Annotated in this window: 11 protein-coding genes and 1 riboswitch; of the genes, 7 read left to right on the plus strand and 4 right to left on the minus strand. The window is 34.3% G+C overall.

The features are described from left to right. Positions 1-369: 369 nt before the first annotated feature. Together LC076_RS08195 and LC076_RS08200 are read right to left on the minus strand one after the other, a co-directional pair. Positions 370-1,167: a YqhG family protein gene (locus LC076_RS08195; RefSeq protein ID WP_226667536.1), complete on the minus strand. Its 798-nt coding sequence runs from the start codon at positions 1,165-1,167 to the stop codon at positions 370-372. A 68-nt stretch (positions 1,168-1,235) separates the two neighbouring features. Continuing rightward, the gene (locus LC076_RS08200; protein ID WP_226667538.1) at positions 1,236-2,921 is read right to left on the minus strand and encodes a DEAD/DEAH box helicase; all 1,686 of its coding nucleotides are present in this window, start codon (positions 2,919-2,921) and stop codon (positions 1,236-1,238) included. Between the two features lie 322 nt (positions 2,922-3,243). After that, a riboswitch (glycine riboswitch) is annotated at positions 3,244-3,336 on the plus strand. A gap of 247 nt (positions 3,337-3,583) precedes the next feature. On the opposite strand from LC076_RS08200, the gene gcvT reads away from it, so the two are divergent. From gcvT to LC076_RS08220, 4 genes are all read left to right on the plus strand, one after another. Further along, positions 3,584-4,687 (plus strand): glycine cleavage system aminomethyltransferase GcvT, encoded by a 1,104-nt coding sequence (gene gcvT, locus LC076_RS08205; protein WP_226667539.1) that lies wholly within the window; start codon positions 3,584-3,586, stop codon positions 4,685-4,687. Positions 4,688-4,911: 224 nt separating this feature from the next. Continuing rightward, positions 4,912-6,258 carry an aminomethyl-transferring glycine dehydrogenase subunit GcvPA gene (gene gcvPA / locus LC076_RS08210; protein ID WP_226667541.1) on the plus strand — a complete coding sequence of 449 codons (1,347 nt, stop codon included), beginning with the start codon at positions 4,912-4,914 and terminating at the stop codon, positions 6,256-6,258. Next, on the plus strand, positions 6,251-7,708 hold the full coding sequence (gene gcvPB / locus LC076_RS08215; protein WP_226667543.1) for an aminomethyl-transferring glycine dehydrogenase subunit GcvPB: 1,458 nt from the start codon (positions 6,251-6,253) through the stop codon (positions 7,706-7,708). Before gcvPA ends, gcvPB begins: the two co-directional genes overlap by 8 nt. A gap of 181 nt (positions 7,709-7,889) precedes the next feature. After that, entirely contained in the window at positions 7,890-8,573 is a 684-nt protein-coding gene (locus LC076_RS08220) for a helix-turn-helix domain-containing protein (protein ID WP_226667544.1), read from the plus strand. An 83-nt stretch (positions 8,574-8,656) separates the two neighbouring features. On the opposite strand, the gene LC076_RS08225 is transcribed toward LC076_RS08220, so the two are convergent. Both LC076_RS08225 and LC076_RS08230 read right to left on the minus strand, forming a co-directional pair. Beyond that, a complete protein-coding gene (locus LC076_RS08225; protein WP_226667547.1) occupies positions 8,657-9,895 on the minus strand; it encodes a hemolysin family protein in 1,239 nt (412 codons plus the stop codon). A gap of 486 nt (positions 9,896-10,381) precedes the next feature. Then, a complete protein-coding gene (locus LC076_RS08230; protein WP_226667549.1) occupies positions 10,382-10,762 on the minus strand; it encodes a rhodanese-like domain-containing protein in 381 nt (126 codons plus the stop codon). Between the two features lie 182 nt (positions 10,763-10,944). On the opposite strand from LC076_RS08230, the gene LC076_RS08235 reads away from it, so the two are divergent. The 3 genes from LC076_RS08235 (at position 10,945) to LC076_RS08245 (ending at position 15,687) form a co-directional block, all read left to right on the plus strand. Beyond that, positions 10,945-11,781, plus strand: a complete 837-nt coding sequence (locus LC076_RS08235; protein WP_226667551.1) for a biotin/lipoate A/B protein ligase family protein — start codon at positions 10,945-10,947, stop codon at positions 11,779-11,781. 561 nt (positions 11,782-12,342) lie between these two features. Beyond that, positions 12,343-12,672 carry an SdpI family protein gene (locus LC076_RS08240; protein ID WP_226667552.1) on the plus strand — a complete coding sequence of 110 codons (330 nt, stop codon included), beginning with the start codon at positions 12,343-12,345 and terminating at the stop codon, positions 12,670-12,672. Positions 12,673-13,122: 450 nt separating this feature from the next. Further along, positions 13,123-15,687: a vitamin B12-dependent ribonucleotide reductase gene (locus LC076_RS08245; RefSeq protein ID WP_226667554.1), complete on the plus strand. Its 2,565-nt coding sequence runs from the start codon at positions 13,123-13,125 to the stop codon at positions 15,685-15,687. Positions 15,688-15,951: the final 264 nt, after the last annotated feature.

The raw sequence follows: 15,951 nt of genomic DNA on the forward strand, positions 1-15,951 counted from the left end.
GTGTGCTGTTTTATGTCGACAGCAAAAAAATTTAATGAGAATTGTAAATTTTTACATGGTTGTAACATTGAGTGGGTCTTTAGGTGTGTTTTTGACACAAAAATAGTCATTTCTTAACCATTTTCTTTAACTAAATTTTAAGTAAGCTTTAACTACGAAAATTCAATTTTGTCGAATAATTTTTAAATTTTACATATTTTGTAGAAATATTTTAAATAGTATAAAGAAACAGTGATTATTTATGTTTTATATATGTAGGAAATATTTTTATAAAGAGGGATTAATGGATTTTGTGGATGTTGTCTTTATTTTTTCATAGATACGATAGGAGGGGGAAGAACCCACCTATCATTGATAAAATAAAAATAGCTACCTAAAAATAGCTTGAGGAGTCAAATAGAAAATCCCACCATTTTGAATAGATACATTAATTTGTGGTTCATAAAGTTCTTTTAGTGCTTCTTTTTCTAAGTGATAACAGTCTGGCTTTTCTTCAAGCTCTTCATAGAAGTGATTCAATAGCTTTTCATCTGCTTGCCATCTTTCTCTAGCAGAATCTGCCCATGATGTATTTTGCTGATTGATTTCCTGCATGATAAATTGCTCTATTCTTTTTATACCGCTTTGCGGTTTAATTAGTGGTGTCATTGTAAAGCAAAGATCTGGTATTTTAGGTGTTAGCTCTAAGTTTTCTAGTTTTTCTTGAAAGTTCTCTACTAGTGTTCCACTAACAAGATGTAAGCCGATTGAATAGAGTTGATCTTTTTTCATATCGCATTGGTAAGAAACCATAATATTCACACCAAGCCATGGGTGAAGGGGGACATTTCCACCAGTTGTTGTAGCTTGTTCAAATAATCTTATGTAGCTTCCTAGACCTGTTGTGGAGCGGAATATTTGATGAAGGCGAGGTGCACCAAAATGCATAACCTCACCTTTTAGATCTTTTGGTGCAGAATGTTGATCGGTTATTAATGTTAATTTCATAGGGTTAGGCACACCATTTGTTTTTTCGAGATAGTGCCAATAAAAAGGGCGGTTCATCAATTCTTTATCCATATCGATTGTTAATTGAACGGTCAGATATCCTGGTTCATTTTCAACAATGTCACACGAGTTTGCGATGAAGAAGCTTTCTAAATAATGATGAATTTTTTCCTGTTGCATGGTTTGCCACCTTTCATATGTAATCTTCTTTCTACTATATAAAATGTACAACCTTTAGCATAGGAAGCTTAATTGTTGCCACTTGCTGCTTTTCTTTGCTCTTGTGAGTGCTGAGCGTAATCCAAAATTGATGTTAAATTCTCCATTTTTATTTTCATTTCACCATCACTTTTGGAATTGTACATAATATCTTGAATCGTCTCGTCGAAATTTTTGATTTCGAGCTTGGTCAAAATTTCATCAAGATTACCTATTACTTTTTCAAATAAATTAATTTTTTCATAAAGTAGTTTTAAAATATGTTCTTCAACCGTGTTTCTTGTGGCCATATTGTATATATGAACGTCGTGTTCTTGACCGAGTCGATGGATACGGCCGATGCGTTGTTCTAGTCTCATTGGATTCCATGGTAAATCATAATTAATAATGTTATGGCAAAATTGTAGGTTAATCCCTTCACCACCAGCTTCAGTTGCAATTAATACTTGAACACGGTTTTTAAATAGTTCCTTCATCCAATCCTTTTTACCACGCTTAAATCCTCCACGGAATGGAACAGAGGTGATCCCGTTTTGTTGAAGAAACCATTGTAAGTAAAACTGAGTTGCACGATATTCTGTGAAAATAATTACTTTATCATCTATTTCTTTAATTAAATCTACCACTTTAAGAGCCTTTGAATTTTGAGTAACACCGTCGATTGCTATCATAATGTCTTTAATCACATTGTTAGGTAACACTCTTTCTTCTTCTTCAGGTTTGTCGAGCATTTTCTTTAATGTCATATAAACAGCTTCTCGACTACTACATGCTTCCCTTTGGAGAGTCATGATTGAAAACGTATTTGCTGCATAATCAGAAAGAGATTTTAGCTGTGTTATCGTGTTATATAAATGTTGTTCTGTTTCTGAAAAATCGATGGCTACTGTTTCAACATGGCGTTTTGGCCAATCAATGCCAGTATCACCTCTACGATTTCGAATCATCACTTTATTCACAAGTTCCTTTAAATGCTCATGATCATCTAATGAGCGTTCTTTAGCAGAAAAGACCTCTGTAAAGTGAGATTCATTTCCTAGATGACCTGGCTTAAGTAATGAAACAAGGTTAAATATTTCTTCAACTCTGTTTTGAACAGGAGTAGCTGTTAATAGTAAACAATATTTCTTTTTTAGATTTTGCACGAATTCATAGTTTTTGGTTTTATTATTTTTAAGCTTATGCGCTTCATCGATAATCACTAAGTCATAGGGTTGGTTATAAACAATATCACGATGAGGGTTTCTTTTTGCTGTATCTATAGAAGAGACAACAACATCACAAGCTTCCCATACATAACTTTTCTTTTGCTCAACTGCGGGAATAAAGAATTTTTCGTTTAATTCTCGTGCCCATTGTGAGACAAGAGAAGCTGGTACTAAAATGAGTACTTTCTTTACAAGTCCACGAATCATATATTCTTTTAAAATTAATCCAGCTTCGATCGTTTTTCCTAAACCAACTTCGTCAGCTAAAATCGCTTTTCCATTCATTTTTTCAACAACACGCTGTGCCACTTCCAATTGATGTGGAAGTGGAGTGAAATGTGGTAAATGGTTAGGGGCCTGTAACCCTTCAAAAGTTGATACAGCTGTATGTTGTTGTACCTCATAAGCAAGCTTGTATAACTCCCAGTTTGCCCAAGGTCCGTCATTTTCAAGTTTTTCAAAAAAACCTTCCTGCCAGGAAGAATCGAAATTTGTCTTGATATTCATAGAAAGACAGTCCTTTCTTCGTTTACTGCATTTTAATAATGTTCACTATTTTCTGCTTAAATGTATTAATTATATTAATAATTAACCTATTATGGACAAAACACGAACATTAGATAAGAAAAAAACTTTTTCATTAAGAAAAAATTGATTGCTGAAAGCATGTGATCATGGTAGTATGTAAAATAAGAAAGTTCTTAATTTGCTTATCATTCTGTAAGCTTAGCGCTTTCAATCTTCTTGTATTTTAAAATGTTAAAAATGTCAAAATGTCGTAATAATTAGTTTTAGTAGTATAACCAACTTTGTAACTAAATATGTGCGGGTGAGAATAAGGGGAGAGACTATAGGTATTATGTATAGCGCCGAAGGAGCAAGCAGCTGTGAATCTCTCAGGCAAAAAGACTCTTATTTGACGCAGCTCTGGAGAGTGTTTGCGTATCGTGCAAACTACCAAAGGGGAAAGCCTTATGGAAAATGCTAATTTCAAACTTTTTAGGTTTGGATTAGTAAGAACATTCATACATAGGGTAAACTTTCAGGTGAAAAGGACAGGGACTTCCATTAAATTTATGGGAGTACTATGTCCTTTTTTTGTATGCTTTTTTGGGTTGTTAATAGCCCAATAAAGATTGTTTACTCATAATTGAAGGGAGTCTATCAATATGACACAGCTAAACATAACACCATTATATGAGGTGTATAAAAACTACGGTGCAAAAACAATTGATTTTGGTGGATGGGATTTACCAGTTCAATTTTCTTCTATTAAAGAAGAGCATGAAGCTGTTCGTACAAAAGCAGGTTTATTTGATGTTTCCCATATGGGCGAGGTAGAAGTGAAAGGATCAGATAGTCTGAGCTTTTTACAACGTGTTGTGACAAATGATGTTTCTTTATTAAAGGTAGGCGGAGCTCAATACACAGCAATGTGCTATGAAGATGGTGGCACAGTGGATGACCTTCTAATTTATAAAAAAGCTGAAAATGACTATTTATTAGTGATTAATGCATCTAACATTGAAAAAGATATAGACTGGTTAACGTCTAATTTATCTGGTGATGTAACATTAACGAATATCTCGAATGAAACGGCATTACTTGCTCTTCAAGGTCCATTAGCTGAAAAAACACTTCAAAAACTAACAAACACAGATTTAACGACAATCAAATTTTTCAAATTTATTAATCCTGTAAATGTAGCAGGTGCGGAAGTTTTAGTATCTAGAACTGGTTACACAGGCGAAGATGGATTTGAGCTATATTGTGCTTCAGAAGATGCGGTTAGTCTTTGGGAGAAAATATTAGAAGCAGGCAAGGAAGATGGAGTTGTACCATGTGGTTTAGGAGCACGCGATACATTGCGTTTTGAAGCAACTCTTCCATTGTATGGTCAAGAGCTTACAAAAGATATTACTCCAATTGAAGCAGGAATCGGATTTGCGGTCAAACCAAACAAAGAAGATGACTTCAATGGAAAAGCAGTTTTAAAAGAACAAAAAGAGAACGGAACAAAGCGAAAATTAGTTGGAATCGAATTGATTGATAAAGGAATTCCACGTCATGGGTATGAAGTATTTTCAGGTGGTGAGGAAATTGGTGTTGTGACAACAGGAACACAATCACCAACACTAAAGAAAAATATCGGATTAGCTTTATTAAAGAAAGAATTTACTGAGCTTGGAACAGAAATAGAAGTCCAAATTCGTAAAAAACGTCTAAAAGCAGTTGTTGTGGCTACACCTTTTTACAAACGTCCTAAGAAATAAGTCATTTCTGCCAACTATTAAACTAGTCTAGTTAGGATATTTGCTGATTTCGAGCATTTATTTGCTGTTATACAAAATATATTTGCGGAAATCTGAATTATATTTGCTAGTTTACTCAATTTATTTGCTAATTCTTACAATATATTAGGAAAACGACAAAATACCACAAATTTCAACATATAAATAAATACTACTTTTTTATATCGGAGAGGGGCTCACGACCAATGAAACATCGTTATTTACCAATGACGGAACAAGATAAACAGGAAATGCTACAAGCAATTGGCGTAGAATCTGTTAATGAGTTGTTTCAGGATATTCCAGAAAGTGTTCGTTTTCAAGGAGAGTACAATATCAAGAAAGCGAAATCAGAAACGGAGCTATTAAAAGAGCTAACACAATTAGCAGCTAAAAATAAAGACCTACGTAGTCATGCTTCTTTTTTAGGTGCTGGAGTTTATGATCATTACATGCCTATTATTGTTGATCATGTTATTTCGCGTTCTGAGTTTTATACAGCGTACACACCGTATCAACCTGAAATATCTCAAGGTGAACTGCAAGCAATTTTTGAATTTCAGACGATGATTTGTGAGTTAACTGGAATGGATGTTGCGAATTCATCTATGTATGATGGTGGAACAGCTTTAGCTGAAGCGGCGATGTTAGCTGCTGGACAAACGAAAAAGAAAAAGATTCTTATTTCGAAAGCAGTAAACCCTGAAACTCGTGATGTTGTTCGAACATATGCAAAAGGTCAATACATTGAAGTTGTCGAAGTACCAGTTAAGAATGGTGTTACAGATCTTGTGGCATTACAAGAAGAAATGAATGAAGATGTAGCAGCTGTTCTTGTGCAATATCCTAACTTCTTTGGAAACATTGAGCCTTTACAAGATATTGAACCGATCGCTCATACTGGAAAGAGTATGTTTGTTGTTTCTTCTAATCCTTTAGCTTTAGGTGCTTTAACACCTCCTGGAGCATTTGGTGCAGATATTGTAGCTGGTGATGCTCAGCCATTTGGTATTCCTACTGCTTTTGGTGGACCACATTGTGGGTATTTTGCTGTTACAAATAAATTACTTAGAAAAGTACCAGGACGTCTTGTTGGTCAAACAACAGATGAAAATGGGAAACGTGGTTTTGTGTTAACGCTTCAAGCACGAGAACAGCATATTCGTCGTGATAAAGCGACTTCAAATATTTGTTCAAATCAAGCGTTGAATGCACTTGCTGCATCTGTTGCTATGACAGCTTTAGGTAAGCAAGGTGTGAAGGAAATGGCGATTCAAAATATTCAAAAAGCCAATTATGCGAAAAAAGCTTGTAGAAATGCCGGATTAGAAGTTCCTTTTGAACAACCGATTTTTAATGAGTTTGTTGTGAAGTTAGAAAAACCAATATATAAAGTAAACAAACAGCTTTTAGAAAAAGGGATCATTGGTGGCTTTGATTTAGGAAAGGTGTATCCAGAGCTTGAAAATCATATGTTAATTGCGGTTACAGAGCTTCGTACAAAAGAAGAAATTGACACACTTGTAAAGGAACTGGGGGATGACAATGAGTAATCAAGATCAAACGTTAATTTTTGAAGTTAGCAAAGAAGGTCGCGTAGGATATAGCTTGCCAGAGCTAGAAATTGAAGCATTGTCATTAGATGAGCTCATTCCTTCAACATATATTCGTAGTGAGCAAGCAGAGCTTCCTGAGGTTTCAGAATTAGATATTATGAGACATTATACAGCTTTATCAAGACGTAATCATGGTGTTGACTCAGGTTTCTACCCATTAGGTTCTTGTACAATGAAGTATAATCCGAAAATCAATGAAAATGTTGCGCGTATTGCAGGTCTAGCACATATTCATCCTTTACAGGAAGAAGAAACGGTTCAAGGTGCAATGGAATTATTATTTGATCTTCAAGAGCATTTAAAAGAAATTACTGGTATGGATGAAGTCACTCTTCAACCAGCAGCAGGTGCACATGGTGAGTGGACTGGATTAATGATGATTCGTGCGTATCATGAAGCTAATAATGATACAAAAAGAACTAAGGTCATCGTCCCTGACTCAGCACATGGTACAAATCCTGCGTCAGCAACTGTAGCTGGTTTTGAAACGATCACAGTTAAATCTGATGAAAATGGCTTAGTAGATTTGGAAGATTTAAAACGAGTTGTTAATGAAGAAACGGCGGCTCTTATGTTAACAAACCCTAATACTCTAGGATTGTTCGAAGCTCATATTCTAGAAATGGCACAAATTGTACATGATGCTGGTGGAAAATTATATTACGATGGAGCAAATTTAAATGCAGTACTAAGTCAAGCTCGTCCTGGAGATATGGGCTTTGATGTTGTTCACCTTAACCTTCATAAGACTTTCACAGGTCCTCATGGTGGTGGTGGTCCAGGATCAGGTCCTGTTGGTGTGAAAGAGGATCTAATTCCTTATTTACCAAAACCAGTGCTTGTTAAAACGGAAGAAGGCTATCATTTTGATTATAATCTTCCTGAATCAATCGGGCGTGTAAAGCCTTTCTATGGTAACTTTGGTATTAATGTTCGTGCATACACATATATTCGTTCAATGGGACCTGATGGATTAAAGGCTGTAACAGAATATGCCGTATTAAATGCAAACTATATGATGCGTCGTCTAGCTCCATACTTTGATCTACCATTTGATCAGCATTGTAAGCATGAATTCGTACTATCAGGCAAGCGCCAAAAGAAACTAGGTGTTCGTACACTTGATATTGCAAAAAGATTATTAGATTTTGGTTATCATCCACCAACAATCTATTTCCCGTTAAATGTTGAAGAATGTATTATGATTGAACCAACAGAAACAGAATCAAAGGAAACACTTGATTCCTTTATTGATGCAATGATTCAAATTGCAAAAGAAGCGGAAGAAAATCCTGAGATTGTTCAAGAAGCTCCGCACACGACAGTCATTAAACGTCTTGATGAAACAACAGCTGCTAGAAAACCAATCTTAAAATATCAAAGATAAAATGTTGAAAAAACTGACTTGCTGTATAGTAAGTCAGTTTTTTGTATTTAAATGTTGTAAATCTACAAAACCACTAACATTATGACTAGTTTTTAGAACCTTTGTCGATAGGAAGGAAATAGATAGAGAGAATATAGAACTAGTAACATAAGAAAAAATAGACAAAGGTTGGTGGAGTAGATTGGCAGCAAAATATGTAACAATTTCAAAAGCAGCGTCTCTTGTAGGAGAAAAGGTATTCATCTTGAAAAATTGGGAAGATGAATTTTCGGAGTTTATTGATATTAAAAGAGATGAAAAAAATGCACGACTATTAACACCTGAAAATATCGAAATGCTTCGGAAAATTAAATCTTTTAAAGATAGTAATATGGATACAAAAACAATCAAGCAGTTACTTTCCAATCAGCAATCAACAGCAGATAAGGTAAGTTCATCTGTAAAAAGTGATGCTGTGGAGGAAATGAAAGAATCGTTAACTAAGATTACAAATTTTATTGATTCGAAGGAAGTTCAGGAGATATTACAGCTGAATGAAAAATTAAATCAATTAGAGAAAAATGTTGTACACTCAGTTCATCATAAGATTTCCGAAACAGCAAAGTTGCAAACAGAAGTTGCAAGATTTGAATTTTCAGATGTCCAAGATATGATTTCGAACTTAGAAGAAACATCAAATCTTGAAAGAGAATTATACAAAGAAGAAATTCAAAATGAACGAGATCTTGCTCAGAAGCATACAGATGCACGAGAAGAGCGTTTTCTAGCTTTTGTAAAAGAGCATCAAGTACGTCAAGAAAGATTAAAGCAAGATCAAAGATTTGGGATAGGGTTTATAAAGCAAATTATGGGGTTTGCTAAGTAAAGCTAAAGTATAGTCATGCTATTTTTTCTGAAGAGAAAATGAGAAAAAGCTAAGCAATTCTATAGATTTGCTTAGCTTTTTGATTATTCACCAGGTGCTGTTTTCTTCGTGATCATAATCTTTTTTAATTTGTTGTCTTCTACAGATTGGATGTCAAAATGTAGATGGTGGTATTCGTAGGATTCGCCTTCAGTAGGGAATCGACCCATTTCTTTTAGTAAGAAGCCTGTTAAGATATCTTCTTGCTCTGGAATTTTCGTTTTAAAGACTTCATTTAAACGCCTTAAAGCTAATTTTCCATTACAAATAATATGTGAGTCTGTTAATTCATCAATTAAGATTTCTTCATCATCGTCTGTTTCATCTTTGATATCTTGACCAATCATCGCTTCGATAATATCTTCATGACTTATGATTCCCTTCGTTCCACCATATTCATCTAATACTATAGCTAAATGTCTTCGTTTTTTAAGCATCAATTTAAAAACCTTTTCAATTGAATGAAATTCGAAAACAAATAATGGGTCATTATCTATGAAATCTTCTAAGTTTTTATGTGGCTCTAGTGACCATGAAAGTAATGATTTTGAGTGAAGGACTCCTACAATGTGGTCCATATTCTCCTTATAAACTGGATATCTTGTGTGACTTCCATCTAAAACATACTCACGAGCTTCTTCAAAAGATGATTCGCATGGTATGCCTTGTATTTCAGTTCTAGGAGTTTTTAGAGCATCTCGTACATCAAGGTCATAAAAGTCAATAGCACCTTTAATCCGCTGATTTTCTTCATTTTGAAGAATTCCTTCAGATGTGGCAATGTTGACCATTGTTATTAATTCTTCTCTTGATATTGATGCTGTATTCACTTGGTTTTTCGATAAAAAACTGATAACGATTCTTGTAAACCTAGATAGTAGAAAAATTAAAGGCTTAAAAATAAACAGAATTATTCTGATCACTGGAAAAACAATATAAGCGATTTTATCTGCAAAAGTTGCTGCAATTGACTTTGGTAAAACTTCTGCAAAAATAATTAACACGACGGTTAAAACTCCCGTTGCTATTCCGACATTAATGTCATACTCAAGTGCAAGTATCGTAACAAGAGTAGGTAGCATAATATTTGCAATGTTGTTACCAATTAAAATGCCTGTGATTAATTCATCAGGCTTTGAGACAAATTCAAGCAGTTTTTGAGATTTTTTATCGTTGTTTTCAGCTCTTGTTTTTAATTTCATTTTGTTTACCGCAGTAAGTGCTGTCTCACTTCCCGATAAGAAAAAAGACATAAATAGAAAAAGCAGTATGGCGACTATCAAATTTAATACTCCTCCAAAATCTTGGTAAATGTTATTTGATTACTACTTCATATAATATCATTATTGAACTAGGTAGCAAATAAAAAGAGATTTACTTTTGTTAAAATTCCCTTACTTTTTGTTTTTACACTAATGAATATAATCTTCACTTGCATTAGACGATGTAGTTATCTATGTATTTTATATGCTGCTTTATTTTTATATCTTTGTTGTGGATTTCTGTACAACTATAAAATCAAGTTTTAACCTTGTTATATTAAAAGAAGCTACTTTTCCAGATAAGATGGTAAAGTAGCTTCTAATATGTGTTTAATTATGGCTGTTTTCTTAAACTTTGTTGCTTTAACAACAACTCCAAGTAAACAGCATTATATAAAGCATAGTGGCATCTTTTCTTCATAGGATAGTACCTATTTTGCTATAACCATCATGTTTCCACTGCATAATTAGGTCAATTAGCAACAATCTTTCAGAAAAGAGCCTTAATTATTTTTTCTTTACTTTACCTGTCCAGCCTTTAAAGCCGCCTTTTAGACAATTAATGTCATTGTAGCCTTTACGTTTTAACATTTGAGCTGCACGACCACTACGTACTGTGTTTTGACAGTAGAAGTATACAGGTTGATCTTTGCGAATTTCTTTATGACGCTGACGTAGTTGTGAAAGGGGAATATTTCTTGCGCCTAAAATATGACCACCTTCAAATTCATTTGGCTCACGCACATCAATTAATTGAGCTTTTCGATAGCCAGCTCTAAATTCTTCTTCTGTTAAATGCTTCATGATTTTGCGTTGATAGAAAAAGCTAAAAGCAGAGTATCCAATAATAGCTGCTGCTAAAATAATTAGTAACCATGTTGATGTCAATTTGCACGACCCCTTTTATATGTTATGTTTCTTATTAGAAGCTCTAAAGAACTCATATAGACCTTTATTATTATATAAGAGCTTGTCTTAATTGTCATTACCTACGATGCATTTATATTTTCTTCTTTAAAAACTTCTGCTAGACTTAATGAATAAAATGATCAATAAAGAGGGTTTACAACATGACGAAAGAAGTATGGCGTTTTATAGATTCTGGAAATTGTTCACCAGCATTTAATATGGCATTAGATGAGGTGTTGTTAGAATGGCATAGTGAGGGGAAAATTCCACCTACTATTCGATTTTACGGATGGAATCCTGCAACACTTTCAATCGGTTATTTCCAAAAAGCGGAAAAAGAAATTGATTTAGGAGCTGTTCAAAAATACGGTCTTGGATTTGTTAGAAGGCCAACAGGTGGTCGCGGTGTATTACATGATAAAGAGCTCACTTATAGTGTTATTGTTACTGAAGAACATCCTGAAATGCCAAAAACCGTCACAGAAGCTTACCGTGTCATTTCCGATGGGATTTTAGAAGGCTTTAAAAATTTGGGTCTGGATGCCTATTTTTCAATACCTCGAACAGAAGAGGAAAAGCAAGGCTTGAAGTCACCTCGATCTGCGGTTTGTTTTGATGCTCCATCTTGGTACGAGCTTGTTGTAGAGGGGCGAAAAGTTGCAGGTAGTGCACAAACTAGACAAAAAGGTGTTATCCTTCAACATGGCTCTATCTTACTGGATCTTGATGAAGATATGCTTTTTGATTTATTTAAATACCCCAATGAGCGCGTAAAAGAAAGAATGCAACGTGCCTTTAAGAGTAAAGCAGTTGCCACAAATACACTTCGTGAAGAACCGGTAACAATTGAAGAAGCAAAAAAAGCATTTAAAGAAGGTTTTGAAAAAGGTTTACATATTGAATTAGAGCCTTATGTGTTAACAGCTGATGAAATAGAGTATGTAAATACGATTGCAAGGAAGAAATATGAAACGGATGAGTGGAATTTCAAGAGATAGAAAATAAACGAACAGTGGGAGTTTTCCTATACTTGTCTCTTAAGCTTCATAATCTTTTCATCAATAATTAAGCTTTTTGATCAAACATGAATAGGTAGTAGATTAGTTTGGTGTACTAAGAGGATGGGACATAAGTATTAAAGCTAATGATAAGCTCGAATTATTAGGTGATGTAACAATTAATCATTCGCCTAATAGTTCGGGTTTTTATTTGCCTTCTTCAATAGTTTTTTTGATTTTGCAAATTATTTTTAAGAACTAGTGGAATGGAGCGGAAGACACTAATGCACCTACGGGAATAGAGGAAAGGCCTCGACCTAAGCAGGCGCTTACGTCGAGGAGGCTCAGCTTCCTCCCCGTGGAACGCGAGTGTCTGCAGCGCAATGGAACGAACTTGTTTTTTTCAGCTTAACTGAATATAGAATTATTCGTCTTTTTGTATGTCTTCTTAAAATACGTCTTAGTATGTTTTTTATGTAAATTTCTTTTGCAATGGAAAATAGGCTAAAAAATGAAACCATTTTGTTATTATTTCGTATTTATCATTAAGGGGTGTTTAAAATGGATAACATTATTATTGGTATTTTAAATATAAGTTGTGGTTTATTGTTTGTTGGTTTAAGTATTCCTCTATATAAAGAAAGAATAAAGATGAATCATTTATATGGTGTTAGATTTAGTGAATCATTTGAATCAGAGGAAAATTGGTACAAAATAAATAAATATGGTGCAAAAAGGATGATGATTTGGTCAATTCCTTTGTTTGTAATAGGCATTACTATAGTATTTCTACCACCATTAAATGACTTGTTACTGGTTTTTCTGACCTTTTTACCATGCATCATTATGATTCCTGCTATTGAAAGTTATAAATACGCAAAGAAGCTTTAGTTGAATTGGCAAATCTTGTGTCGGAAGTAAATTGAAACGATCTCGTCCCTTTTCAATTTATTAAGATCTTTTCTGATAGTTTGTTGTTAAGTGATTTCATTACTTACTAGACCACAATTATGATGTCAGACTTGTAGAATTTTGACGAAAACTTATTTTTTATGTAAAAATCAAAAGAAATGTTGAATTAACAGCGTTTTATGACATAAAACTACATGCAAGTGACAAAATCCTTCAAAAACCGCAGTTAAGTCCTCGAAATCTTACTTTCTCTTATTAATTCTCACTCTATTAATGAGTTATCAATTTGACAAATACAAAATGAATGCCCTAGAAAACTATATGTAGTGTTATATTTAAAAAACCTAACACTATATATTGAATTGTGGGAATAGATATGATAAATTAAATCAGGAGATTTAATAGAGAGATTGATTAGGAGTTGTTACAATGACAGTTGGAATCGAGCAAAAGATGAGTGTGGATGTTGAGAAGCTAAATAAAGATATAACTGTATTTCCACAAGTTCATCCTATTACAAAAGATATGAAATTAACACATAAAGGTGTATCAAGATTAGTTATGCTTGATCGCTACACGTTCAAGGATACAGAAAAAATTACCTTATCCCAAGGTGATTTTGTTGTCTTGACGATAAAAGAGGATCCGAAGTTCCCAGCACGTGGACTTGGATACATTAAAGAAATTGATTGGCAAGCAAAAATGGCAAGTGTATTAATTGAAGAAGAATATCGTCATTCTTTGGATAAAGTTGAGGAAGTTGAAACAGGGATTGTCAAACGCTCGTTAGACGTCATTGAAAAACCACTTGAAATCTTTTACGAACAGATCGCAAAACGTAATGCAACAGGACTAGCATCGGTTGAAACAACAGAAGAAAAACGTAAAGAATGGTTCGAAAAGTTTTACCAAGAATTAGTGAATCTAAACTTCATTCCTGCTGGACGTGTGTTATACGGAGCTGGAGCTGGTACAGAAGTAACATATTTTAACTGTTATGTTATGCCATTTGTACAAGACTCACGCGAAGGTATTTCTGAGCACAGAAAGCAAGTAATGGAGATTATGAGTCGCGGTGGCGGTGTTGGAACAAATGGATCTACGTTACGTCCACGTAATACATTAGCAAAAGGTGTAAATGGTAAGTCATCTGGTTCTGTTTCTTGGTTAGATGATATTGCCAAGTTAACACATCTTGTAGAACAAGGTGGAAGTCGTAGAGGTGCCCAAATGATTATGCTCTCAGATTGGCATCCCGACATTATCGAATTTATCATTTCAAAAATGCAAAACCCAAGAATTTTACGCTATTTAATTGAAAACACAAATGATGAAGCTATAAAAAAATACGCTCAAGATAAATTGAAGTTTACTCCTTTAACACAGCAAGAAATTGATATGTATCAAGGAATTGTCAACTATAAACAAATTGCTGGAACAGGCGGTTTTAGCGAGAAGATTATAAGAGATGCTGAGTTAAAGCTTCGTACAGGTGGAACATACAGTGTTCACAATTCAGAGTTTTTAACAGGTGCTAATATTTCAGTTACGTTAACGAAAGATTTTATGGATGCTGTGGAAAATGATGCTGATTATGAATTGCGTTTCCCAGATGTTGAGAGTTATGATAAACAAAACATGAAATCATACAATGAAAATTGGCATAAAGTTGGAGATGTTCGTGAATGGGAAAAGCAAGGCTATAAAGTTCGTACGTATCGTACAATTAAGGCAAAAGAACTTTGGAATTTAATTAATATTTGTGCAACCTATTCAGCTGAGCCTGGCATTTTCTTCATTGATAATGCGAATGATATGACAAATGCAAAAGCTTATGGTCAACAGGTAGTAGCAACAAATCCTTGTGGTGAACAACCACTAGCACCATATTCTGTTTGTAATTTAGCAGCTGTTAACTTAGCAGAAATGGCAAATAAAGAAACGAAAACAATAGATTTTGATAAATTAAGAAGAACGGTTGAAGTCGGTGTTAGAATGCAGGACAATGTTATCGATGCAACACCATACTTTTTAGAAGATAACAAAAATCAAGCATTAGGAGAACGTCGTGTAGGACTTGGTGTAATGGGGTTACATGATCTTCTTATCTATTGTGAAACTGAATATGGTTCAGAAGAAGGTAACGCATTAGTTGATAAAGTTTTTGAAACAATTGCAACTGCTGCTTATCGCGCTTCAATCGATCTAGCGAAAGAAAAGGGTAGCTTCCCATTCTTAGTTGGCGATCAAGAGACTGAAACAAATCGTCTTCGTGAAGCATTTACACAAACTGGCTTTATGAGTAAAATGCCTGCTGATATTTTAGAAGGTGTGAAAGAATATGGTATCCGTAATTCACATCTGTTAACAGTTGCTCCTACAGGTTCTACAGGAACAATGGTAGGAGTATCAACAGGTCTTGAACCTTATTTCTCATTCTCTTACTTCCGTAGTGGACGTTTAGGGAAATTTATTGAAGTAAAAGCTGATATTGTTCAAGAATATTTAGATCAGCATCCTGAAGCTGATGCGAACAACCTTCCTGCTTGGTTTGTTTCTGCAATGGAACTAGCACCTTCAGCACATGCTGATGTTCAATGTGTTATTCAACGCTGGATAGATAGCTCAATTAGTAAAACAGTAAATGCTCCAAAAGGTTATACAGTTGAACAGGTTGAAAAAGTGTATGAGCGTTTATATAAAGGTGGCGCTAAAGGTGGTACTGTGTATGTTGATGGAAGCCGTGACACACAAGTATTAACGCTAAAAGCAGAGGAAAACACATTTGATGAAAACGAAAATGAAGATGTGGGCACAAAGGAAAAAGGTAAAGTTGTTTTAGTTGATACTATTAATGCCCTTCGTTCTACAGATGTTACTATCGGAAATGAAGTTGGAAACAAATGTCCAGTTTGTCGTGAAGGTACAGTAGAAGATCTAGGTGGCTGTAATACATGTACAAGCTGTGGAGCTCAGTTAAAGTGTGGGCTTTAAGATAGATTAAAAAGATCTGATGTGGATTTATAAAAAAGATTGATCATTTATTATAAAGTTTGTTAAGAAATAACCTCTTCGGTATCATACTCGAATGAGGTTATTTTTTATTTTTTGGAAGAAATTGGTGTTTTAGGTGAAAAGAGACTTTAAATGATTTTATGAACAATATGGTGAAGAAGCAAGAAATAAATTTGAAGATGTGTGTTTCGATATTTTTGATTCAGAATAATCTGGTGACGTACATAAAATCCTAATAGAACA

This window comes from Metabacillus litoralis (genome assembly GCF_020524045.1).
In the GTDB taxonomy this organism is placed as follows: Bacteria; Bacillota; Bacilli; order Bacillales; family Bacillaceae; genus Metabacillus; species Metabacillus litoralis_C.